The organism is Xenorhabdus sp. KJ12.1 (genome assembly GCF_963876495.1).
Taxonomy (GTDB): Bacteria; Pseudomonadota; Gammaproteobacteria; order Enterobacterales; family Enterobacteriaceae; genus Xenorhabdus; species Xenorhabdus stockiae.
On sequence record NZ_CAWNQH010000001.1, the window covers coordinates 54,618 to 78,940 of the forward strand.

At 44.2% G+C, this 24,323-nt stretch carries 18 protein-coding genes; 12 read left to right on the forward strand and 6 right to left on the reverse strand.

Annotated elements, in window-relative coordinates:
- The first annotated feature begins 8 nt into the window (after positions 1–8).
- The 11 genes from tssM (at position 9) to AACS92_RS00300 (ending at position 17,188) form a co-directional block, all read left to right on the forward strand.
- Positions 9–3,701, forward strand: coding sequence for a type VI secretion system membrane subunit TssM (gene tssM, locus AACS92_RS00250; RefSeq protein WP_099108119.1), 3,693 nt, complete (start codon positions 9–11; stop codon positions 3,699–3,701).
- Between the two features lie 5 nt (positions 3,702–3,706).
- Positions 3,707–4,825 carry a type VI secretion system protein TssA gene (gene tssA, locus AACS92_RS00255; RefSeq protein ID WP_099108120.1) on the forward strand — a complete coding sequence of 373 codons (1,119 nt, stop codon included), beginning with the start codon at positions 3,707–3,709 and terminating at the stop codon, positions 4,823–4,825.
- 81 nt (positions 4,826–4,906) lie between these two features.
- Positions 4,907–5,461, forward strand: coding sequence for a type VI secretion system contractile sheath small subunit (gene tssB / locus AACS92_RS00260; protein WP_099108121.1), 555 nt, complete (start codon positions 4,907–4,909; stop codon positions 5,459–5,461).
- Positions 5,462–5,464: 3 nt separating this feature from the next.
- A complete protein-coding gene (gene tssC / locus AACS92_RS00265) occupies positions 5,465–6,967 on the forward strand; it encodes a type VI secretion system contractile sheath large subunit (RefSeq protein ID WP_099108122.1) in 1,503 nt (500 codons plus the stop codon).
- A gap of 165 nt (positions 6,968–7,132) precedes the next feature.
- Positions 7,133–7,624: an Hcp family type VI secretion system effector gene (locus AACS92_RS00270; RefSeq protein ID WP_099108123.1), complete on the forward strand. Its 492-nt coding sequence runs from the start codon at positions 7,133–7,135 to the stop codon at positions 7,622–7,624.
- A gap of 88 nt (positions 7,625–7,712) precedes the next feature.
- Positions 7,713–9,533, forward strand: coding sequence for a type VI secretion system-associated FHA domain protein (locus AACS92_RS00275; RefSeq protein WP_099108124.1), 1,821 nt, complete (start codon positions 7,713–7,715; stop codon positions 9,531–9,533).
- Between the two features lie 155 nt (positions 9,534–9,688).
- Positions 9,689–10,243: a type VI secretion system baseplate subunit TssE gene (gene tssE, locus AACS92_RS00280; protein ID WP_099108125.1), complete on the forward strand. Its 555-nt coding sequence runs from the start codon at positions 9,689–9,691 to the stop codon at positions 10,241–10,243.
- 26 nt (positions 10,244–10,269) lie between these two features.
- Complete coding sequence (gene tssF, locus AACS92_RS00285; protein WP_099108126.1) at positions 10,270–12,144, forward strand: type VI secretion system baseplate subunit TssF; 1,875 nt, start codon at positions 10,270–10,272, stop codon at positions 12,142–12,144.
- A 15-nt stretch (positions 12,145–12,159) separates the two neighbouring features.
- The gene (gene tssG, locus AACS92_RS00290) at positions 12,160–13,191 is read left to right on the forward strand and encodes a type VI secretion system baseplate subunit TssG (protein WP_099108127.1); all 1,032 of its coding nucleotides are present in this window, start codon (positions 12,160–12,162) and stop codon (positions 13,189–13,191) included.
- 131 nt (positions 13,192–13,322) lie between these two features.
- Positions 13,323–15,980, forward strand: a complete 2,658-nt coding sequence (gene tssH, locus AACS92_RS00295) for a type VI secretion system ATPase TssH (protein WP_099108128.1) — start codon at positions 13,323–13,325, stop codon at positions 15,978–15,980.
- A 206-nt stretch (positions 15,981–16,186) separates the two neighbouring features.
- Complete coding sequence (locus AACS92_RS00300) at positions 16,187–17,188, forward strand: serine/threonine protein kinase (RefSeq protein WP_169926582.1); 1,002 nt, start codon at positions 16,187–16,189, stop codon at positions 17,186–17,188.
- A 49-nt stretch (positions 17,189–17,237) separates the two neighbouring features.
- Here AACS92_RS00300 and tyrR read toward each other — a convergent pair whose 3' ends face one another.
- The 6 genes from tyrR to pspA form a co-directional block, all read right to left on the reverse strand.
- The gene (gene tyrR, locus AACS92_RS00305; RefSeq protein WP_099108130.1) at positions 17,238–18,812 is read right to left on the reverse strand and encodes a transcriptional regulator TyrR; all 1,575 of its coding nucleotides are present in this window, start codon (positions 18,810–18,812) and stop codon (positions 17,238–17,240) included.
- A gap of 135 nt (positions 18,813–18,947) precedes the next feature.
- Positions 18,948–20,057 carry a YcjF family protein gene (locus AACS92_RS00310; protein ID WP_099108131.1) on the reverse strand — a complete coding sequence of 370 codons (1,110 nt, stop codon included), beginning with the start codon at positions 20,055–20,057 and terminating at the stop codon, positions 18,948–18,950.
- On the reverse strand, positions 20,054–21,451 hold the full coding sequence (locus tag AACS92_RS00315; protein WP_099108132.1) for a YcjX family protein: 1,398 nt from the start codon (positions 21,449–21,451) through the stop codon (positions 20,054–20,056). Before AACS92_RS00315 ends, AACS92_RS00310 begins: the two co-directional genes overlap by 4 nt.
- Before the next feature lie 120 nt (positions 21,452–21,571).
- Positions 21,572–21,931 (reverse strand): envelope stress response membrane protein PspC, encoded by a 360-nt coding sequence (gene pspC / locus AACS92_RS00320; RefSeq protein ID WP_099108133.1) that lies wholly within the window; start codon positions 21,929–21,931, stop codon positions 21,572–21,574.
- The gene (gene pspB, locus AACS92_RS00325) at positions 21,931–22,152 is read right to left on the reverse strand and encodes an envelope stress response membrane protein PspB (protein WP_099108134.1); all 222 of its coding nucleotides are present in this window, start codon (positions 22,150–22,152) and stop codon (positions 21,931–21,933) included. The genes pspC and pspB overlap by 1 nt, the downstream gene beginning before the upstream one ends.
- A 44-nt stretch (positions 22,153–22,196) precedes the next feature.
- The gene (gene pspA, locus AACS92_RS00330) at positions 22,197–22,868 is read right to left on the reverse strand and encodes a phage shock protein PspA (RefSeq protein WP_099108135.1); all 672 of its coding nucleotides are present in this window, start codon (positions 22,866–22,868) and stop codon (positions 22,197–22,199) included.
- Positions 22,869–23,103: 235 nt separating this feature from the next.
- On the opposite strand from pspA, the gene pspF reads away from it, so the two are divergent.
- Complete coding sequence (gene pspF / locus AACS92_RS00335; protein ID WP_099108136.1) at positions 23,104–24,120, forward strand: phage shock protein operon transcriptional activator; 1,017 nt, start codon at positions 23,104–23,106, stop codon at positions 24,118–24,120.
- Positions 24,121–24,323: the final 203 nt, after the last annotated feature.

Genomic DNA, 24,323 nt, shown 5'->3' on the forward strand with positions numbered 1-24,323 from the left:
AAACTAAGATGTTGAATGTGCTCCTTTCCATTATCACCAGCCGACTGACATGGAGTTTTATCGGAATAACGATACTTGCTTGCATTATCGGTTTCTGGGGGCCCATTATTTCTGTTGGTGATGTTGTACCATTTAAATCATTTACAATACGGGTAGCCACCATTATCGCTCTTTACTTTTTTTGGGTTTTTAGTTTACTCGTCCCTCACTTATACCGGACTTGGCTGAATAAAAAACTGGCTAATCAGCTGAATATTATCAAAGGCAGCGAATCCGAAAAAGCGCAGGAAAAACAACAAAATGAACAACACCTGTCCCTGTCAGAACGTTTTTCTGATGCTGTAAAATTATTAAGAAAGGCTTATTTTTCCGGCCTGAATGGTAAAAATAAACCCACCCTGAGAGGTTTTTTCAGCCGCCAGTATCTGTACCAATTACCCTGGTATTTGGTCATCGGGGCACCGGGTTCAGGTAAAACAACTGCGCTATCGAATTCCGGTCTGAATTTTCCACTATTAGATTATTTCGGCAGAGCTGCCCTGCACAGCATGCAGGACAGTAATAGCTGTAACTGGTGGTTCACGACTAATGCCGTTCTGCTGGATACCGCCGGGCGCTATACGATTCAGGATAACACTGTCCAAAAATCCAATTTCAGGGAATGGAAAACATTTATCAAGCTGTTGAAGAAATACCGCACACGTCAGCCTATTAATGGAGTTATCCTGACCCTCAGTGTGGAGGATCTGCTGAATCCATCGACAGAAGCCCGTGATAACCACGCCTATATGCTTCGCAGGCGCTTATCGGAATTACATGAAAAATTTAAGATCCAATTTCCTGTCTATCTTTTTATTACTAAAACCGACTTGTTAAAAGGCTTCACTGCCTATTTTACGCACCTTGATAAAGCATCACGCGAGCAAATTTGGGGACTGACCTTTCCACAGAACGAAAAAATGGATTGGAACATCAATGCTACCTTTGACGAACAATTCCATCAGTTACAACGGCGACTGGATGCTGAATTACCCTATATTCTGCTGAATGAATCCAATCCACAACAATCTGCTGAAAGTTATCTGTTTCCCCAAGAGTTTGCTGCCCTGCATCCGTATATTGCCCAGTATCTTGAGATAATTTTCGCCCGATCCGGATTTGAAGCTCCCAGTTATCCCAGAGGGCTTTATTTCACCAGCGGTAAACAGGAAGGAATTCCGTTTGATTCTGTGATGGAAAAATTTAATCAAAATGTCCAGTTACCGACTGATAACAACAGTATTTCGATGTCATGGGGCAATGGTGAAGATAAAGGAATGCACTATCCCTCTCAGGCCCAGCAGCCGTACTTTCTGAAAAACTTACTGGAAGGCATTTTTCAGGAAGCCGGGCTTGCCAGTTATAACCGTTGGTGGATATACAAGAATCGTCTGGTTAACTGGTTAGGTTATATGACACTGATAGCGATCCTGATCGCGGTAACCACCTTATTTCTGACCAGTTATCACAATAATGAAAATTATCTTGCTGAAATTCAGGCAAAAATGCCGTCGATTACGAAACTGGGCGATGAACTAAAGCAAAACACGAATAATGCTAATGAAGCAAATAATATCTATAACTTATTACCGATGTTGAACACGCTGGCCAATCTGGCCCAAAGTCAGCATTTTTCGCTGGACGATCCACCGATATCTTATCGCATGGGCTTGTACACAGGTGAACTGGTCAACGATGCCAGACATGACCTGTATACGAAAGCACTACAATCATTACTGCTGCCACATGTAGCAAGGCTTATCACCGATCAACTAAAACAGGTCAGTAATAATGATATCGATAAAACATATAGTGCATTAAAGGCCTATCAGATGTTATATCAACCCAACCATTATGACGGTAAATTTCTGCGTAACTGGGTAATGCAGTATCTGGAGGCACAATTAGCACCCGATACTCCTGAGATACAATTCAAACAGCTGGACTGGCACCTCGGCCAGCTACTGGATAATCAGCCGGTTACATCACCCTATGTCTTTGATAGCTCACTGGTTGAAAGCAAGCAGGCATTCATCAGCAGTACACCTCTTGCAGTACGAACCTACGCCAGACTACAAAGCACTCTGCTGGACAATCCCGATTTAGAACCGGTCAATTTAGTTACCCTTGCCGGTCCACAGGCTGATCTGGCTTTTTCTCATATCAGTAATGAACCAATAACCAATGGAGTTCCCGGGCTGTTTACGCCAGCGGGTTATCATAAAATCATCAAAGATATGGAACCGTTGATTGCCAATTCCTATATACAAGACAGTTGGGTGCTGGGTTCTTACGCCAAAAAACAGCCAGTTAAACTAGTTGAACAATCTGTCCGGCAAATTTATGTTAATGACTATATTTATCAATGGGATAAATTTCTGGGTGATATTCGTTTAAACCATATCGATGATTTAACGCAGCGGGCTAACACTGCGCGCTTACTTTCATCTTCAGTTTCACCCTTGCGTCTTCTTCTGATCAATATCAGTAAAAATCTAACCTTGAATGATCCGCTCAATAGCCTGATGAATAAAGGCAAGAATATTGCAAAACTGGGTAGCCTAAGCAGTAAGACCAGTAATTTAGCTAATAAAGCCAATAGGTTGGCTAACCTGGCTCCCCAACAGATGATTTTGCAAAATAACGGGCAACCCTCACCGGAAAATATGTTAGAAGCACATTTTGCGCAAATTACCGATTTAGCGAAAAATCCGGACGGAAAAAACCCGCAAATACCTTTCGATGATATTTTGAAAAAAATCGGTGACTTATACCAATACCTGACTTCAGTACAAAATGCCGTGAATACCGGTTCAACTTTTCCTCCCAATAATATTATCACTCAACTACAGACCGCATCAGAGCGACTGCCTATGCCGTTCAGGAATATGATCACCTCACTGGCAATCGGTGCCAGCAGTGATGCACAAATCAGCGATATGAGAAGTGTCGGTAAACAGCTCAGCTCTGAAATCGGCGGGTTTTGCAACCAAGCCATCACAAACCGTTATCCGCTGGTAGCTACGGCACATGTCGATATTAAACCAGATGATATGGCTCGCATGTTTGCCCCCGAAAAAGGGATGATGGACAGTTTTTACAAAAAGAACTTAGAGGGAAAAGTCGATACATCCCAGCCCCAATGGCGCTTTATGCCGGGTGTGGATGGCAAACCTCTGCCGGGAGGAACAAGATTACTCCGGCCTTTCCAACAGGCTAAGATCATCAGTGATACGTTCTTTGGGAACGGTACTCCTACCCCGTCATTTACTGTCATGGTTCAGCCGATCAGTATGGGTAACCAAATATTGAGCATGGTTCTGAATGTCGGAGGGCAACAATTGCAGTACAGCCACGGCCCTCAGGTTTCACAACTCATCAACTGGCCGGGGTCTACCGGGGTTAATCAGGCCAGTATTCAACTAAACCTAGTTGATGGCACAACCGCCACCTTATCCGCTTCCGGCCCCTGGGCACTGAACCGATTGCTGGATAAAGCAAAACAAGTCTCACATAGCAGCTCTGCCCATCATGATGATTCGGCTCTACAGGCCACGTTTAATATCCAAGGCCATACTGTTGTACTGGCATTTACACCAAGCAGTATTTTCAGTCCGTTTAAACTGCCTGCATTCTCCTGCCCGAATATGAAGAGCATATAAACGCCATGAGCCATGAAAACAGTACGAATATCGATGCATTACTTGCGCCAATAAGCAGCGAGTCTCCTTGCGGAGAGAATCTCGAATACGATGATGATTTTCTGCTATTAGAGCAAAGTCTAGTTGGCAAAACAGAACAGCAGTTCGGTGATTTCCTGATCCCGGCTGAACCCCCTAATTGGCTGGAAGTAGAAAAACAGGCCACAAACCTACTGCTGTCCCGGACTAAAGATCTGCGTATTATTATCGCTCTGATGCATGCATGGGTAGAAGCGCGGGGATTATCCGGATATGCCGATGGTCTGTATCTCCTTAGACAAACACTGGAACGCTATTGGGATGAGGTATGGCCAAAACTGGAGTTTGATGGTGAATACGATCCTTTATTCCGTCTCAATACGCTGGCAGATATTGAGGACGGCTCTCCTCTGACCCTGAAAGTACAGAATTCCATTCTGCTGAAAAACGTTTTGCAGGAGTTATCATTCCGCGATGTCTACTCACTGCTCGACGGGTCAATAACCGAAATTAGTGGCTATACAGGAGGGCGTACACGTTTATTAAAGGAGTTAAAACAGCAATCGAGTAGCCCGGAACTATCTATATTGGTGATTATTCATGATCACGTCATAGCTCTGTCTGAACTGATTAACCGGCATTTATCCGCCAGCCATTCACCTGAATTTTCTCTGCTGTTAAAACACCTGAATACGGTGATTGAGTTCAGTCTGTTAAAACCACCAGCCTCAGCAGAAGCTCCTGTGACTGATAGTGATAAAGCCGCTCCTGAACCTGAATCAGTGAGTAAACCGGCACCTACTTCAGTAAAAAATACGCTAATCCCCGTACCATCAGCTGACTTATCCTCATTCGACTGGTATGAAGTGGAAGCTCACAATCGCGAAGAAGTACGTATGCTGTTGGAAAAAGTGAAACTTTATTTCATCACACATGAACCGAGCCACCCCGCTCCGATGATGATTGACCGCATTCAGCAGCTGATTGATCGTAACTTTATCGACATTATTTCTAATCTTGCACCAGAAGGGTTACATCAGCTCGCCATCATTTTTGGCTATGCTGATAATCCCAGTACAGATACAGACCAAAATGATACCTACTAACCGCTTATAACCTCTATTCAGAGACTCAACGAATTATTCACTCACCCCTTAATCTATCTAGCCAGTATTGGAGAATTTGTCATGAAATCCAGCGGACAAAAATTTATAGCTCGAAATCGCGCTCCCCGTGTCCAGATTGAATACGATGTCGAGCTTTATGGCTCAGAAAAAGTGGTTCAATTGCCGTTTGTCATGGGGGTTATGGCTGATTTGGCAGGGAAATCCACAGAAGCCCAGCCAGAAATTACTGACCGGAAATTTCTGGAAATCGATGTTGATAACTTTGACGAACGCATGAAGTCAATCAAACCCCGGGCTGCCTTTCAGGTTGATAACACCCTGACAGGTGATGGCAAACTGAATGTTGAACTGGTTTTTGAAAGAATGGAGGATTTTCAGCCAGATGCTATCGCTAAAAAGGTAGAGCCTTTGGCTAATCTGTTGGAAGCACGTACCCAACTGGCGAACCTGCTGTCTTATATGGATGGTAAAACTGGTGCAGAACAACTGATTGCCGAAATACTGCAAAACCCGGCCCTGTTGAAATCACTGGCGGAAGCGCCAAAACCTGAAGACAGCATTTCATCTGAAGACAACACGCCAGGATCAGATGAAGACACTGAAAATAAGGAGTAATTGATGAGCACGACCGAACAAGAAACCTTGTCTCAACAAGAGCAGACGCTAAAAGAGTACACGGCTGATGAGTTAAGTGTATTGCTCGGTAAGGAATTCCGCCCGCAAAGTGATCAGACCCGTAGTGCCGTTGAAAATGCGGTCAAAACACTGGCGCAGCAGGCACTGGAAAATACCGTGACGCTCTCTGGTGATACCTATCGTACCATCCAGTCACTGATTGCCGAAATTGATACCAAAATCTCACAGCAAATGAACCATATCCTGCACCATGATGAGTTTCAGACACTCGAAGGCGCATGGCGGGGTCTGCATTATCTGATTAATAACACGGAAACGGATGAAATGCTGAAAATCCGTGTGATGTGTCTGTCCAAAAAAGAACTCCGTAACACCTTAAAACGCTTTAAGGGTATCAGCTGGGATCAAAGCCCACTGTTTAAGAAAATCTATGAAGCGGAATATGGCCAGTTTGGTGGTGAACCTTTCGGCTGTCTGGTGGGAGATTACTATTTTGACCACACGGCACCGGACGTTGAACTATTGCGCCAAATATCGCAAATCAGCGCCTCAGCACACTGCCCGTTTATTGCCGGAGCCGCACCCAGTGTGATGCAGATGAACTCCTGGCAGGAGCTGGCTAATCCACGGGATCTCACCAAAATCTTCCAGAATACGGAATACGCCCCCTGGCGGAGTTTACGTGAATCAGAAGACGTCCGTTACATCGGATTAGCATTACCGCGTTTTCTGTCCCGTTTACCTTATGGTGCTCTGACAAATCCCGTTGATAACTTCAATTTTGAAGAGAATACCGATGGGCCTACCCACGAAAATTATACCTGGGCGAATGCAGCTTATGCGATGGCCGTTAATATCAACCGCTCATTTAAACTGTATGGCTGGTGTACCTCTATCCGTGGCGTAGAATCCGGCGGCATTGTGGAAAACCTGCCTTGTTATACTTTCCCCTCTGATGACGGCGGCGTGGATATGAAATGCCCCACCGAAATTGCCATCAGTGACCGCCGTGAGGCTGAATTAGCCAAAAATGGCTTTATTCCGCTCCTGCACCGCAAAAACACCGATATGGCCGCCTTTATTGGGGCGCAATCACTACAAAAACCCTCAGAATATTATGATCCTGATGCAACTGCGAATGCCAACCTTTCGGCTCGTCTGCCCTATTTGTTTGCTTGCTGCCGCTTTGCCCATTATCTGAAATGTATCGTCCGTGACAAGATCGGGACATTTCAGGAGCGCAGTGATATGGAACGCTGGCTGAATGAGTGGATCACAAATTATGTCGATGGTGACCCAGTCAATTCAACACCGTTCACTAAAGCCAAGAAACCACTGGCAGCCGCAGAAGTTCAGGTCGAAGAGATTGAGAGCAACCCAGGATACTATCAGGCTAAATTTTTCCTGCGACCTCACTATCAATTAGAAGGCCTGACAGTTTCTCTACGCCTGGTTTCAAAATTACCCTCACTAAAAGGAGCATGATACTAATCAATTATTTTTCAACACAAAACCCAATATCACTACTTTAGTTATCTTTATGTAGCAGTACCCTTCCCTCTATATGTGTATCCCAATAAACATCAATGGGATGCCAATGTTACATACAATTCCTTCATTAAACTTTAATTAAGATTAAGGCGAAAAATTATGTCTACTCTTCCAACGCCCGATGCGTATATTTTCTTCACTGATATTAAAGGTGAATCAGGTGATGAAAAACATAAAGACTGGACAGCCGTCCATTCCTTTAAAATAGATCTGATGAACGATGTCACTAAATCTAATCAAGGGACTGGTTTGGGTGCAGGCATCGTTCAAGTTAGCCAACTCCATTTAAATCTTCTGTTTGATAAATCATCCATAACCTTGCGCAAATACGTTGCTTCAGGGAAACATATTAAGGAAGTTAAACTCAATGTTCGTCGGCAAGGCGGAACACAAGAGTCCTGGTATGAACTGACCCTGACACAAGCTGTGGTCGCAGACGCCAGACTTGTATACGGAGATGGTAATTTCTATTGTGACGTTCAGCTTGCCTTCCAAAAACATAAAGAAAGCTACTTCCCACAAGACTTCCAGGGTAAAAAAGGTGCTGAAATTACCTACACCTGGGATTCCTACACTAATAAACTGGAATAATACACCGTGGATTTTACTGATAACCTCCTTGAAACAAGGAGGTTATCCTCATCCACATTATCCTTATCAACAATAAGGATCCACGCTTATGCGATTCACCATTGTTAAAAACAACAGTACAAGCCAGCCAACACAACTGAGTTATGAATTCTCTCCTCCGGGAGGAACTATCGGCCACTGTAAAGATAATAGTTGGGTTTTACCTGATGCTGAGCAGGGCATTGCCCGTGTTCAGGCTATTGTATCCATCAATACAGATGGCAAATGTCGGATCACCAATCTGGGTTCTGCAACTGAGCTTTTGCTGAATACAATCCCTGTGGCTCCGAATCGTCAGGTTGAAATCCGCGATGGTGACGTACTGAATATTGGCAGTTATCAGATTCAGGTCATTGATCCCTACCAAAATGCACAATTACAAACTGATATTTCCGCTACCAGTGTACCCTCTGAATCGGATACGCAGGGTATTCCCAGTGAAGTCTGGGATGGCCTTGAAAAAATTTTTACGATCCCTGATACTCCGACATCCTCTGACAAGCATCAGGTATCATCAGATGGAAATGACCATAACCCGCTGTTTCCCTCCAGCCAACAAGAAAATGATGAACGTAATCCCATTGATCCATTAGCAAAAATCAAAACAACCGCTGATTTAGATACCCTACAGCTACGGGCGAAAGATCCCGTGACTATGTTCAATTCAGATCCCCTCTTCCGGCAGGAAGATATTCTTAATGATAATACGCCGACAACCTTACTCCAGAATGATAAAGAATATGATCTTGAGCACAATGATAAGGAAGGTGAAGTTGATCCACTGGCGTTATTTTCTGACCAGAATGTTAAACAAAAACAAAATATTAAAAATGAAGACCCTCTGGATTTGATGTTAGGCACTGCCGCGCCACTAACATCTCCTGATCATCCCAAAATTGCCGAACCTAAATCGGTTTCTGTCACACAATCTGCATCTGATCATAATACACAATCAGAAGCTCAATTCTCTCCTTTACCTCCGCTCTTCACAACAGAAGAGCTATCCAGAGAAATAAACCAAGATTTAGTCACAAACCAGTTCGGCACAGAAACAGAAGAAACAATGGGAGAAGATACCTTCTTTAACCCACCTAATAAGCAGACTAACCAGAGTCATCAGACTTATATTAATCAGCAGATTAAGCAACTTAACACACCACCACATATCAGTAATGATGACCCTATTTATGAACGGCTGAATATCGATCCCATCAGCTATAAATCCGATGAACATGTCACAGAAGGTGTCAAACTGGAAGGAAAATTACTGGCGGCCCTACTAGAAGGTATGGGACTCAAAAATCTTCGCCAGCCACAGTTTGATGAACACCGTATGTATCAGTTAGGCCAGCTTATCAGCCAGTTATCTCAGGGGCTTGTTGCATTAAATACTTCACGTACCCTACTGAAACGGGAAGCCGAAGCCGGAATAACCCAAATGTTATCAGATACCAATAATCCCTTTAAATTATTACCTTCTGGTCAATCAGTACTGGTTCAGATGTTTGGTGATCATATGCCGGGATTTATGTCTATTGAGCAGGCAACCCGCGATATTTTAATCGAATTACAAGCGCACCAACTGGGAATGATTGCCGGGATGCGAGCCATTACGGTAGATATCCTGCAACTCTTTCACCCCACTATTCTTGAACAAAAAGCACGGGACGAAGGCGGCATGCCACGTTTGTCATTATCATCAACCTATAAAGCATCTTTATGGGAGTTTCTTACTAAGCATTATCAAAAAACAGCCAGTGAATTTGAGCACAATTCCGGCCTGTTTGGTAAGAACTTCCTGTTGGCCTATGAAAACGAAGTAAATAATTATAAAAATTCCCAGAAAAAAATAAAAAAACAGACCGGATAAAACTATCAACTCCTCAGATACAAATATCCCATGAATTTCAGCTTATAACCTGAAAGACAACGGGAACAAACCTTTCAGCATATCAATCCTATTGCCCATAGTTATCTATATATCACGACTAACTATCATCACTGCTAATAATTAATAGGCTCCCCATGAATAACGATACGACTTTGATACATAGTGGCTATCATCGTCCGGGTAATACCAGACACATCACTGCCAGAGACAAAATGCGGCCTTCCCTGCTGGACAGGCTCACCGATAATGAACCGGATAAGAAAAAAGAGGCAACCAGTAATCACCTGATATCACATAATATATTACGCCAGAATCTTCTGCGGGATTTACAGTGGTTACTCAATAGTATCAACGGCGAATCCGAACAGAACCTTTCCCCTTTCCCAGAAATCCGTCGCTCCGTCTATAACTTTGGCCTGGAGCCTCTGGCCGGTAAGCTCATGTCTGAAATCGAATGGGAGGATATCCAGCATAAGATCACTAAAGCGATACATATCTTTGAACCCCGCATTCTTCCCGACGGTCTTGAAGTTAATTGTGTTTCAGATACCCACTCACTGACTTTATACAACAGATTATCCATCGAGATCAGAGGGTTTTTATGGTGTGTTCCCTGGCCACTGGAATTCCTGTTTCACAGTGATATTGATTTAGAAAACGGCTATTTCACTATTAAAGAAGCTGGGTAAACCGGCAAAAAACGGGAGAATACATTTTGGATAGCAAACTGCTTGAATACTACAATCGTGAACTGATCTATTTACGTGAGATGGGCAAAGAATTTGCCGAGCGTTATCCGAAAGTCGCCAACCGGTTGGGGATGCATGGCATTGATGTGACCGACCCTTACGTTGAACGGCTGATGGAGGGTTTCGCTTTTCTGACCTCCCGTATTCAGTTGAAAATGGATGCGGAGTTTCCGAACTTTTCCCAACAATTACTGGAGATGTTGTGCCCCAATTATCTGGCCCCCACACCGTCAATGTCTATTGCCGAACTTCAGCCCGATACCAGTAAAGGGGATATCAGCCACGGATTTTTAGTACCACGCGGGACTATCATGCATTGTCAGTCACTGAAAAAAGACGGTATTACGCTTCAGTACAGCACGGCACAGGATGTTATTCTGCAACCCCTGCACTTGCAAAAAGTTGAATTGGGAAAAATTCCGGCCAATATTCCGCTGGCTTCTTTAAATCTTCATCAGTGCGGTGCAGTGAGTGCGTTACGTATTCATCTCACCTGCAAAGGAAAATTCTTCCTCAGTGAGCTGGAACTCAATAAACTGATCTTTTTTCTTTCCGGGCCAGATATTCAGGCTCAGCAATTGCAGGAATTGCTGATGGAACATTGCGTCGGAATGATCTGCCAGACTCTCGGTGATACCCCCCAGTATCAGGTATTACCTGATATCTCCCCGCATCACGAAGGGTTTGATGATGAACAGTCATTATTACCCAATGATCCACGCACGTTCAGCGGTTATCGACAGCTGCATGAGTATTTTGCTTTTCCGGCTCGTTTTCAGTTCTTCAGCATTAGCGGTATGCAATCTTTGCTGGAAGAGACTAAAAAAGAGAGTGAGTTTGAACTGATCCTACTTTTGGACAAAATTGATGAGGATTTAGAGCATCTGGTTGATGCCTCTTACTTAGCCCTGAACAGTACTCCTGTCATTAACCTGTTTCCTAAACTGACTGAACGGGTCACGCTAAAAGAGAGCACTAATGAGTACCATTTAGTGGTTGATAATACCCGACCACTGGATTATGAAATTTTTTCAGTACAACGCCTGCACGGTGCAGATATCAAGCGACGGGAAACTCAGATCTTCCGACCTTTTTGGTCAACTTTCAGTGATGATAAAGGAAATTATGGCGCCTATTTTTCCCTTCGTCGTGACCCCCGTATTCTGTCTGAGCACTCCCTGCATTATGGAACCCGAACCAGTTACCTTGGTACGGAATCATTTGTTTCCATTGTTGATGAACAACACTCACCCTGGCCGAATGAACTCAAATTTCTGACTGCGGATGTGATGTGCACCAACCGTGATTTATCTGCAATGTTGCGGCAACAGGATATCGATAGTTTTGTCATGCTTGATTCCATTCCAATCAACCAGATTGTATTTCTTAAAAGGCCGACCATACCACATCCGGCTCTGGCACAGGGTTCAGTTTCCTGGAAATTAATCAGTCAGCTACAGCTCAATTACCTGAATTTCATGGATAAGGATGATGAGCAAGGTACTCAGGCATTACGGCAATTGCTTAGTCTTTATGCCAATCTTTCAGAGCCGGCCACCGCCCGTCAGATTAATGGTATTCGCCATTGTTCACTGAAAACAATTCATCGCAGAGTACCAGAACCCGGCCCAATCGTTTTTGCCCGTGGTGTCGGAATTGAACTGGAAGTCGATGAGCAGGAGTTTGCCGGAACCAGCCCTTGGTTACTGGGTAGTGTTCTGGAACGACTCTTCTCCCATTTGGTTACCATGAACTCCTTCACTGAAATGACACTCTATAGCCAGCAACGAGGCAAAATCGGTTACTGGCCGGCCCGAATGGGAAAAAAACAACTGTTATAATGGGGGGAAATGACGATGAGTGAAACAGGTGCTGTCGCCATTCACAGCATAAGCCGTCTACCTGATAATTTCTGGCAAGAACTCACCCAGACGCCGTGGCAGTTCGATCTGTTCCAGACCCTGCGGCGGATAGATGCGCAATCCGGGGAATATTATATGCTGGGTTCATCCCCATTACCGCGATACGACCTACTGCGGTTAGGGCAAAAGGCATCAATGATATTCGCCCCTTCTACTATCTCCGAAGCAAAACAACGGAAAAACTCAAAACAGTATGATGTACTGATTTACAGTTTTGGTTTATTCGGGCCAAACGGCCCCCTACCGACTCACATTACCGAATATATCTATGCCCGACAGTATAATTATCAGGATCCGACGCTGACGGCGTTCGCTAATTTATTTCACAATAGGTTAATCCAATTATTTTATCGGGCCTGGGCGAATGCCCAGTCTACAGTATCGCTCGATCGTCAGGATAATCAGCGTTTCTGCCATTATCTCGCTTGTCTGGTTGGTATGGGTTTACCTGCCCAGAAAAACGCAGATTCTATTCATGAACATGCCCGCTATTTATTATCAGGGCATTTATCTCGTCAGGGGCATGGTGCAGAAGGTCTGAAAAAAATACTGTTCACCTACTTCAATATTCCGTTAAAGATTAAACAAAATATTCCGCAATGGCTGGAAGTTGAGATTCAGGATCAGGCCCGGTTAAAAGCCGGGCGCAACATGCCACGTTTAGGACAGTCAGCCTTTTTAGGGACTGCATTATATGATGTTCAGTATAAATTCCGCATCAAACTTGGCCCACTGACAATATCAGAGTATGAAGACTTCCTGCCAAACCAACCGAAGTCACAACAATTACGTGACTGGGTACGTCAATATCTTGGGATTGAGTATGCATGGGATATCCAGCTGGTACTTCATCGTACAGATATACAGAGTATCCATCTGTCAGATCCGGTAAAACTAGGGCTAAGCAGTTGGCTTGGGAAGATGGAGCAGAAAATCCATCGTGATGATTTAATCTACAACCCCTAGTTTTGCCTGCACGTTCCCGACCAACATACCTCTTCTTGCCTTTTACTCTCTAATAACTGGTTGTTATTTAAGCGCTCGTTATTACTTACGTACCTAAACATTATCAACGACAACATCACGGATTATATGCTATGTCAGAAATCAGCCGTTCCGTACTTTTTGGTAAGCTCAACCCGACCCTGTTCACATCATTAGAAGGTGCCACTGCTTTCTGTAAGTTACGTGGTAACCCTTATGTTGAACTGGTCCATTGGCTACACCAAATCATGCAACAACAAAACAGTGATTTACAGAAACTTATCCACCATTTAGGGCTGGATGAATCTGCATTGACCAAAGATATTGTTGCTGCGCTGGATCGCCTGCCTCGTGGTGCCAGTGCCATTTCTGATCTCTCAGAACATATTGACAATGCCGTAGAGCGAGCCTGGGTTTACGGTTCGCTGAAATTTGGTGTTGCTCAGATCCGTAGTTCGCATTTACTGATAGGCATATTAAAAACTTTCAATCTTCGCAATGCACTGAAAGCAATTTCTCCTCTGTTTGATCATATCAATGCCGATACCCTGATCGATAATTTTAACAATATATTTGATGGCAGTGATGAGGCTCAGGAAAGCATAATATCATCAAACGAAACTCAGGGAGCACCACCACAGGCTGCAACAGGCTCAGCTTTGCAACAATATGGACAGGAGTTAACAGCACGGGCACGTAATGGTGAAATTGACCCTGTATCAGGACGCGATGAAGAAATCCGCCAGATTATTGATATTCTGATGCGCCGCAGACAAAACAACCCATTACTGACAGGTGAGGCTGGCGTTGGTAAGACTGCGGTCATTGAAGGTCTGGCTTTGAGAATTGTGGCTGGCGAAGTACCTCCCCCGCTGAAGAACGTTCAGCTTTGGCTACTGGATATCGGTATGTTACAGGCCGGTGCGGGTATTAAAGGAGAGTTTGAATCCCGTCTGCGGAAAGTCATTGAAGAAGTCCAATCCAGCCCGACACCCATCATTTTGTTTATCGATGAAATTCACACTCTGATTGGAGCCGGAGGACAACAAGGTACAGGCGATGCCGCTAACTTATTAAAACCAGCACTAGCACGGGGACAGTTGCGGACACTGGGCGCTACAACTTGGTCAGAATATAAAAAATATATCGAAAAAGATCCGGCCCTGACCCGCCGTTTTCAGGTTGTTCAGGTACATGAGCCTGATGAAACCAAGGCTCTGATAATGCTGCGTAGTCTGGTCAATACGCTGGAAAAACACCATCGTATTCTTTTACTGGATGAAGCGGTTGATGCAGCAGTACATCTCTCCCATCGTTATATTCCTGCCCGCCAGTTACCGGACAAAGCCATCGCATTACTGGACACCGCCTGTGCCAGAGTGGCAGTCAGCCAGCATGCAGAACCCCCGCAGCTGGAAAACTGCCGCCATAAGATAGATTCGTTGAATGTTGAACTGGGAATAGTGGAACGGGAATCCAAAGTTGGTTTGGGCGATCCTCAGCGGGCAGAAAATATCCTCAGCCAATTAGCAACGCTGGCAGAGCAACAAGAGCAACTAGAAGCACGCTGGCAACAGGAACTGTTACTGACAGATAAAATTATCCAACTACGTCTTCAGTTACATGAAGAACAAGACGATGAAGAACAAAGCAATAATGATAAAATTACTCTTCATACGGAGCTGGCTGAGCTGCAACAACAACTGGAAATGTTACAGGGTGAAGAGCCTCTTATCTTTGCCGCAGTAGACAGTAATGTTGTTTCCGCTGTTGTCTCAGACTGGACTGGCATTCCTTTAAGCCGCATGATGAAAGATGAGATTGAAGCTGTATTGCAATTAGCTGATACCCTTAACCAGCGTGTTATTGGTCAGTATCATGCGTTAGAAACCATCGCAAACCGAGTACGCACTTCACGGGCAAAACTGGACGATCCTAATAAACCGGTAGGGGTCTTTATGCTGTGCGGGCCTTCTGGCGTCGGTAAAACTGAAACCGCACTCGCTCTGGCGGAAACTCTGTATGGTGGTGAACAAAACCTGATCACTATCAATATGAGTGAATTTCAGGAAGCACATACTGTATCAACATTAAAAGGTGCTCCTCCCGGTTACGTCGGATATGGTGAAGGGGGTGTCCTGACCGAAGCAGTTCGCCGTCGTCCATACAGTGTCGTATTACTGGATGAAATTGAAAAAGCGCATCCTGATGTCCATGAAATTTTCTTTCAGGTATTCGATAAGGGATGGATGGAAGATGGTGAAGGCCGCCATATTGACTTCCGTAATACGATTATTATTCTGACATCGAATGTCGGCGCTGATTTAGTCAACTCAATGTGCTACCAGCATTACCAACAGAGTAATACACTACCTGAGCCGGAGCAGCTCAGTTCAGCACTACGCAAACCGCTATTAAACACATTCCCTGCCGCTTTACTGGGGCGTTTATTAGTCATTCCATACTATCCATTAGATGATGAAGTCATGACCAGTATCGTTTATTTACAGCTGGGACGCATACAAAAACGATTGCTGGAAAATCATGGTATTACTGCCACTTTCGATGAAGCCATGATTGAAAATATTGTCAGTCGTTGTACCGAAGTTGAGTCGGGCGGTCGTACGGTAGATGCTATTTTAACCAATACTCTATTGCCTCAGATAAGCCAGCAGCTGCTATCTGCCTGCGCCCATGGTGAACAATATAACCAATTACAGGTGTCGCTCGAACAGGGAGAACTTAAATTCCAGTTTTCTAATGATATATAGATCCTGCATGATATCCATGTGTAATTTGTCATGCGTAGTTTATAAACATTTCCTCAAGAGTATAAATAATTTCATACCAACCATGTCACACTCCCACATAATTTAACAGGAGGACTAAATGTTCGGAGTAAATAAACACAGCCAATAAAGAGGCAACTTGAAAATTCGACAAAAAATAGAACATGAGGTTCAAGAGGCCATCTATTATGCAGAATTCTTACAATAACTCTCTTAAGACCAAGCATCCATTATTACAGGCATTACCCATTGGATACTGTTTCAATGAGTTTGAAATTGAAAAAGTTGTGGGTAAAGGAGGATTTGGTATCGTATACCGAGCCTGGGATCACAGCAAACAGTGTGCAGTTGCCATAAAAGAATATCTGCCATCCATGATTGTGGTTCGCCGTAATGATTTGAAACTAAAATTACGCCACCCAAATTTACAGGAAAGATTCAGAGTCGGGCTTCACAGTTTTATGCGTGAAGCCCATATCATGACTTGCTTTAACCATCCGTGCCTACCCCGCTTCATACGTTTCTGGCAACAGAACAGCACCGCTTATATCGCCACTCCTTTTTACCATGGCATAACCCTGAAAGTATTACAGGCCAAGTATGCAAAGATAGTGACACAGAATTGGCTGTGCCATATTTTGTCTCCTTTGCTTGATGCCATCAACACCCTCCACCAAGCTGGCTATCTACACTGTGATATTTCGCTGGATAATATTTTACTTCAGAATGACCGATTACCTGTTTTGCTGGATTTAGGGTCTGCCCGGAAAATAGCAGAACGTTTATCTGACGAAGAAGAAATAACGGTCAGGCCGGGGTTCACACCCTGTGAACAATACACGGCCAATGAAGAGGGGCAACAAGGCCCCTGGAGTGATATTTATGCGCTGGGGGCAGTATTACATACTTTGATTGTCGGGAGACCACCACCGGTAAGCATAGTACGCAATATTGAAGATCGTTATCAGCCTTTAACGGAACGGCGTCTTACCGGTTATTCTTTATCATTTCTACATACCATAGATTGTATGTTGGCAATAAAAATAGCAGAACGGCCATCCTCTATTTCTAAATTAATCCCGATGATAAAATCCCCTATCATCCAAACCTGTTTCCCTCCTAACTTCTCCTCATCTCTACAAAATATCCTTACCACCTGCCCACCTTCAGAAGATTCAGAGCAAGAATAAAAGGGGAAATTTATGCCACAAGAAATCTGTATATTTCATTACCAAAAAATTATTCGTCACCCGATTCAGCATGTTTCTTTCCACTCAACCCATATTCACGCAATTTATTCGCAATTGCAGTATGAGAAACCCCAAGCCGTTTCGCCAGCTTACGAGTACTGGGATAGTGACGATAAAGGCGCGTCAGGACAGAGCGTTCAAAACGTTTGCTGATTTCATCCAAAGAACCAACCAGAATATCCTCGCTGATAAATGAAGTTTCTGCTTCTAAATGCGGTAACTGAATATCCTGTGAGCTTAACTGGTTATCTTCAAGCTGCGTCAATGCCCGATAGATGGCATTGCGCAGCTGCCTCACGTTTCCGGGCCAGTAATAGCTGCATAGGAACTGTTCCAGATCAGGAGCAAATTTTGGTTTTTCTACACCCTGTTCTTTGGCAAAACGGGTCACGAAATAATCCGTCAGTGGCATAATATCCGCCTGACGTTCCCGTAAAGGCGGTAATGTGATAGTTAATACATTAAGCCGATAGTAGAGATCTTCCCTGAACTCCCCTTTCCGTACCAACTCAACCAGATTCTTCTGAGTGGCGCAGATGATCCTGACGTCCACTTTCACTTCATTATCTTCCCCCACCCGACGAAATGTTCCATCGTTAAGGAAGCGCAATAATTTAATCTGCATCTGGGGTGACATTTCACCAATTTCATCCAGCAGAACCGTACCGCCATTTGCTTGCTCAAAAAAGCCTTTTTTACTTTCCGTTGCGTTAGGATAGGCACCTGCTGCATAACCAAACAATTCACTTTCGACTACGTCATCCGGCATAGAGGCACAATTTAAGCCAAGAAAAGGCTGTTTTCCTCTTGAACTGCGCAAATGACAAGCTTTGGCAAATTCATCTTTCCCCGTCCCCGTATCACCAATCAGCAACAACGGCACATCCAGCATAGCCATTTTACGGGCCTGCTCAACGACATGAACCATCTTCGGGCTGACAGCAACAATATTTTCAAAAGCCAGATCATCATTGACGATGCGTTTTTTCTGGGCAGGCTCTGCCTGCGTGGAGACACGCAGCATAATGACCGCCCCGACACATTTAACTTCCTGGTTTTCATCAGTCAGCGGCATCGGGATCACATCCATCAAATAGGTTTTCTCTTTGATGGTTAACGTGACTGAATGAGATTCGGGATGTTCACTTTCCAGCCAACGGAGAAAATTATAATTACTGATAAGCTGGCTGATATTTTTCTGGCTGATTTTTTCTTTACTGATGCCAAACAATGACTGTGATGCCAGATTGGCTAAATCAATATTTCCTTTCATATCAACGGACAAAATCGGGTCCGGTACAGACTCCAGTAATGTACGCATCGCCCGATGTTCTTTCTCTGATGGCATAAACGCCACCGTCCTGACATCCATCACGCCATTAATACGACGGATTTCCGCCATTAACAAGCGGAAGGTATTGAAATCAATTTGAGTAAAATTAAGGTAAATACGACGAGCAGGAGAAATCTCAATTCCTTTCAGGTCAATATTTCTTAAAACCAATAAATCAAGTAACTCGCGAGTCAGTCCGATTCGATCCTGACAAGTAACTTCCAATCGCATTTATTCCGACCTTATTTACACAATGTTCATAACCGCCTGAAATATTACTCGTTACTGTGCGATAGATGAAGCCCCCTGTCAGTTAAAGTTGACAGTAAGACAGAGTGTCAAGCTTAAATGACAGTATCATCTGAGTTATGAGCCTGACTTTTTGGCTTCATTTCTAGTTTTCGGCTTAGTCGCCAGTGTACTTTTTAGCTGGCTAATTAACTGATACCGGAAATCACCTAATTTAGGTTTATCGCCATCAATCCAGGGTAAAGGGCGGCACAGCTCCATAGCCTTAATTCCCAGCCGGGCAGTAAGCAACCCAGCGCCAATGCCTTGTGCAGCACGGGCTGAAAGCCGAGCGGCAATATCCTGCGACAGCCAGTCCATACCCACTTCCCTGACCAACTCTGATGCCCCAGCAAAAGCAATATTCAACAATACCAACCGAAATAAACGAATTCGGCTGAAATAACCCAATTCAATCCCATATATTGCCGCAATTCGATTAATAAGACGAATATTTCTCCATGCAATAAAAGCCATATCGACCACGGCAAGTGGGCTGACTGCGATCATCAGCGCAGATTCTGCCGCTGAACGGCGGATCTCTTTTTTAGCCTGCTCATCCAGCACAGGCTGAACCAGTTTGCTGTATAATATGACCATTTCCCGATCATTGTGCGTTTCATGTATCGCACTCTGCCAACGCTGTAACGCCGGATGCTGCTGGCCTATACCTGCCTGATCAGCCATTTTTTCGCAAAACTGTCGTCCTTTGCCAATGCCGTGGCTCTGCAATAATGTTTTTGCGATATCACGCTCTTCTGTCCGCTGACGCAAACGATAAAGACGACGCCATTCACCGATAACAGCACCTATTCCGGCAAAAACAATCATACTGCCTGCGGCTGCTACACCCAGTGCAATCCAGTCCTGATTCTGCCATGACTGATATATCCATTGAATAAACTGAGCGATAACACTGAAACCCAATAACAGTAAAGCTCCCGAAAATATTTTCCGCCACGGGCCGCGTTTAGGTTTCAGGGCCGCATTCACTGCACCTTCAAGCTCACTCTCCTGCTCTTCCGTATTTAATTCTGGCAGAGCCGGATAGAATTCACTTTCCTGTTCATTAAATTCTTGCTGGGATTTCAGGGAAAGTTCTGAAGATGCTGATAACAGGTCATCAAAATCCACTCTTGGTTTTAAAGGAGCAGAATCTTTATCCTCTGATTTTAAAGTGTCTGTCATGTCAGTTTGTCTCCCAATAAAAACTCCATCGCGCTGTCCATACGGATATGGGGTAATGGTGCATCAATACTGACCTGACGTGGCCGGAATGATTCAAAATTAAAGCCCTGTTTCTGCCAGAAATCATTACTGGGCAAACGCTGTGGCACCTCACCCGGAAAGAATGTCAGTAGTTTGTCATCTGACAGGCGATTTCCTTTGATAGCCGGGATCTGTTCTCCCTCGTGCATCACAATGCCACTTTCAGTTGCCTGAACAGACGCCAGACCAACACAATCCATGCTGATCCCTTCAAATGCTGCATTCTGCCACGCTTCCTGCACAAGCTGTTGAAGCAACGACACAAGATTAACGTGCTGATCTGCTGTGACATGATCTGCTTTACTCGCCGCAAACATCAACTTATCAATGCAAGGGGAAAATAAACGGCGGAATAACGTCCGTTTACCATAATGAAAGCTTTGCATCAGTTGGGTCAGTGCCAGCCGCATATCATTAAAAGCGTGCGGGCCGCTGTTTAATGGCTGTAGGCAATCAACCAGAACGATTTGCCGATCAAAACGCAGAAAATGCTCTTTATAAAAGCCCTTTACGATGTGATCACAATAATAATTAAATCGTTCACGTAACATACCGATATTAGTTTGTTTATCCGCTTTCAGTAATTGAGGTTCTCCAATTCCGTCAATATCCGGCCACGGAAAAAATTGCAGGGCAGGCGCTCCCGTCAGATCTCCCGGCAGAATAAAACGCCCCGGCTGAATGAAATGCAAACCTTCTGTTTTACATTGGTGTAAATAATCTGTGTAGGCCTGTGCAATTCTGCTCAGCAGATTTTCATCCGCTGGTGCCAATGGATCACACTGTTTACATAATTCCAGCCACGGCTTAGCCCACTCAGCCCTGTTTCCTTTCAGTAAGCCATGCATTTGCCGTGACCATGCCAGATAACTCTGTTCCAGCATAGGTAAATCCAGCAGCCACTCTCCGGGATAATCGACAATTTCCAGATAAAGTGTTGAGGTGTCTTTGAGATAGCGGAGTAAAGAATCTTCTGAACGATAACGCAGCGCAAGGCGGATTTCGCTCACGCCTCTGGTCGGTATCGGCCAATACGGCGGGGGATTGTGCAAAGCAGCAATGTTTTCATCATAGGCAAAACGGGGAACACCCAAATCCCGCTGTGGTACACGTTTCACACCTAATAAACGACCGTCACGTACGGTAGAAAACAGTGGTAATCTGGCACCAGTATGAACATTCAGCAACTGATTGACCAAAGAAGTAATAAATGCTGTTTTCCCGCTACGGCTTAACCCTGTTACTGCCAGCCGTAAATGACGATCTATTCCTCGATTAACAAGTGACGTCAGCTCATTTTGCAGCCGTTTCATATTTCTCCTGAGTCGGACACTATAATGTTGTAATTTCAAACCGGTCTCCCCTCACCCAACCGGGCAAGGGGCCAGCAGTTTCTGTGGTATTCCGCCGTTCTTATTTAAATCTTTTCTGGCCTAGAGCTGGCGAAAACGACTGCGTACATTATAGGTGTCAGAAGTAATATAGCGTTCCATTTGACGCAGGCGCTCTTCTCCTGCTCTCAATTGGTAATCAACTTCATCCAGTATTTTCCGGGTTGATGGTGCTCTTGTTTCCTCTGGCTGATATCCCACAGGTGCAGGATCCATCACAAAGGACAAGATAATGTAGGCCACTACCGTTATGGCAGATAACCCAAAGAATATCGACAGTATGGCAATGGTACGGATAAGGGCAACAGGGACATCAAAATAGTTCGCTAACCCGGCACAAACACCTTTGATCACGCCCTGTTCCGGTAAACGATAAAGTTTCCCCCGGTAAGAACTGCTCATTATGACTGCCTCCAGTTTGGATGCTCAGCATCAAGAATATCTTCCAGCGTTTTGATACGTTCCTGCATACGCCGGGCGTTTTCTGACAACTGCTCCAAACGTTGAATTTCATTGCTCTCCAGTTTCCCTCTGTTCTGGTTGTTATAGTGCAGCCATAACCAGACAGGTAACACGAAGAGTACAAATAGGATCAGCGGGATCCCCAGAAATATATAAGCCATTACCTTTCCTTAGTTGCGAACGGATATACGAATAGTCTTCTCTATCATTGTGGATCTTTAGCACTCATTTTAGCTTTGAGAGCAGCAAGTTGTGCACTAATTTCATCATCCGCTTTCAGTTCTGCAAACTGCTGTTCCAGAGATTTCTTTTTCCCAAGGCCAACTGATTCCGCTTCTGCTTCCATATGGTCAATACGGCGCTCAAACTGTTCAAAGCGAGCCATCGCCTCATCGATTTTACCGCTGTCCAGCTGACGACGGACTTCACGGGAAGAAGCCGCAGCCTGATGACGCAGCGTCAGAGACTGCTGTCGTGCACGCGCTTCTATCAGTTTATTTTCCAGCTCAGTCACTTCCCCTTTAATGCGATCAAGGGTTTCATCCAGAATCGATAGCTCATTTTTCAGTGTTTCAACTAACTGGCTGACTTTCTGTTTTTCAATCAGAGCTGCCCGCGCAAGATCTTCTTTATCTTTGCTCAATGCCAGTTCAGCTTTTTCCTGCCAGCCTTCAATCTGGCTTTCTCCGGTGCTGATACGGCGAAGAAGCTGTTTTTTCTCAGCCAGCGTACGCGCAGATGTTGAGCGTATTTCCACCAGCGTATCTTCCATCTCCTGAATCATCAAGCGGATCATTTTCTGCGGATCTTCTGCTTTATCCAGCAGAGAAGAAATATTAGCGTTAACGATATCAGCAAAACGAGAAAAAATACCCATAGTCATAAACCTCTTTCATTAGAATGTATGTATGTTATGCCTGTGTACTGTTAAATAATGTATAAGATACAAGGTAAGGCATTCAATTAAATACAAGATACATGCCAACTTTTTATTTCTTATTATCACATTGAAATATATAAATTAATTTTTATTTGCTTTTTTCTTACAATATTTTAATGTGGTTAAATCAACCAATAATTGGCGAAAAATACGATTTGTTAGTGGAGAAATCATGAATCAGTTCACTGATAACCTATTAGGGGAAGCAAACAATTTTATTGAGGTTCTGGAACAGGTTTCTGCACTGGCAAAATTAAATAAACCTGTTTTAGTATTAGGCGAACGGGGAACAGGTAAGGAGTTAATTGCTCACCGTTTGCATTACCTTTCCCCCAGATGGCAAGGCCCTTTCATTTCCCTGAACTGCGCTGCTCTCAACGAAAATTTGCTTGATTCAGAGCTATTTGGCCATGAAGCAGGCGCATTTACCGGAGCACGTTCAAAACATCAGGGGCGTTTTGAGCGAGCGGATGGCGGAACTCTGTTTCTTGATGAACTGGCGACCGCGCCAATGCAGGTACAAGAGAAACTCTTAAGAGTCATTGAATATGGATATCTTGAACGTGTAGGAGGTAACCAGTCTTTACAGATCGATGTTCGGCTGATTTGTGCTACCAATGAAGATTTACCGGCTATGGCCGCCAACGGGAAATTCCGGGCAGACCTACTGGACAGGCTGGCATTTGATGTTGTTCAGATACCCCCACTACGCCAGAGACAGCAGGATATTATGGTACTGGCTCAACACTTTGCCGTTCAGATGTGTCAGGAACTGAATCTTCCTTTTTTCCCCGGATTGACTGAAAAAGCAAAGCGACAGTTACTTGCTTACTCTTGGCCCGGCAATGTCCGTGAACTGAAAAATGTGATAGAGCGCTCCATCTACCGTAATGGGGATAATCAAAATGCCTTAGACACCATCATTATTAATCCCTTTGCCGTATCTTCAGAAACTCATGCACAAAAATCAGCCAACGATTCACCTATCAAACATAAGACTGATAATCGCACTCTACCTGATTTACCACTCGATTTAAGGCAATGGCAGAATGACTGTGAAAAGCAATTAATTATACAGGCAATAGCAGAAAGCCAGTTCAATCAGAAAAAAGCAGCAGCAAAACTCAGCCTGACATACCATCAATTACGCGGGTTAATAAAAAAACACAGCATCAGTGTGGCAGATTAAAAAATTCAATAAATGATATACCCAATAATTTTCGAGCTGGAGCACTGCGGCAAGGGAATAACAGATAAAAAAATAGCCAGCACCCGAGCTGGCTAATAAAAAATACTGGAAGCAATGTGAGCAATGTCATGCGTATTGAGATCTCAGACTGGGGTCATAAAATACATATCTCAACAGCACGATGAGAATGATAATGCTTATCA

Excerpts from the sequence above, each read along its gene's own strand:
- tssM (WP_099108119.1), top strand. The coding sequence starts at position 9 with ATGTTGAATGTGCTCCTTTCCATTATCACCAGCCGACTGACATGGAGT.
- tssA (WP_099108120.1), top strand. The coding sequence starts at position 3,707 with ATGAGCCATGAAAACAGTACGAATATCGATGCATTACTTGCGCCAATA.
- tssB (WP_099108121.1), top strand. The coding sequence starts at position 4,907 with ATGAAATCCAGCGGACAAAAATTTATAGCTCGAAATCGCGCTCCCCGT.
- tssC (WP_099108122.1), top strand. The coding sequence starts at position 5,465 with ATGAGCACGACCGAACAAGAAACCTTGTCTCAACAAGAGCAGACGCTA.
- AACS92_RS00270 (WP_099108123.1), top strand. The coding sequence starts at position 7,133 with ATGTCTACTCTTCCAACGCCCGATGCGTATATTTTCTTCACTGATATT.
- AACS92_RS00275 (WP_099108124.1), top strand. The coding sequence starts at position 7,713 with ATGCGATTCACCATTGTTAAAAACAACAGTACAAGCCAGCCAACACAA.
- tssE (WP_099108125.1), top strand. The coding sequence starts at position 9,689 with ATGAATAACGATACGACTTTGATACATAGTGGCTATCATCGTCCGGGT.
- tssG (WP_099108127.1), top strand. The coding sequence starts at position 12,160 with ATGAGTGAAACAGGTGCTGTCGCCATTCACAGCATAAGCCGTCTACCT.
- tssH (WP_099108128.1), top strand. The coding sequence starts at position 13,323 with ATGTCAGAAATCAGCCGTTCCGTACTTTTTGGTAAGCTCAACCCGACC.
- AACS92_RS00300 (WP_169926582.1), top strand. The coding sequence starts at position 16,187 with ATGCAGAATTCTTACAATAACTCTCTTAAGACCAAGCATCCATTATTA.
- tyrR (WP_099108130.1), bottom strand. The coding sequence starts at position 18,812 with ATGCGATTGGAAGTTACTTGTCAGGATCGAATCGGACTGACTCGCGAG.
- AACS92_RS00310 (WP_099108131.1), bottom strand. The coding sequence starts at position 20,057 with ATGACAGACACTTTAAAATCAGAGGATAAAGATTCTGCTCCTTTAAAA.
- AACS92_RS00315 (WP_099108132.1), bottom strand. The coding sequence starts at position 21,451 with ATGAAACGGCTGCAAAATGAGCTGACGTCACTTGTTAATCGAGGAATA.
- pspC (WP_099108133.1), bottom strand. The coding sequence starts at position 21,931 with ATGAGCAGTTCTTACCGGGGGAAACTTTATCGTTTACCGGAACAGGGC.
- pspB (WP_099108134.1), bottom strand. The coding sequence starts at position 22,152 with ATGGCTTATATATTTCTGGGGATCCCGCTGATCCTATTTGTACTCTTC.
- pspA (WP_099108135.1), bottom strand. The coding sequence starts at position 22,868 with ATGGGTATTTTTTCTCGTTTTGCTGATATCGTTAACGCTAATATTTCT.
- pspF (WP_099108136.1), top strand. The coding sequence starts at position 23,104 with ATGAATCAGTTCACTGATAACCTATTAGGGGAAGCAAACAATTTTATT.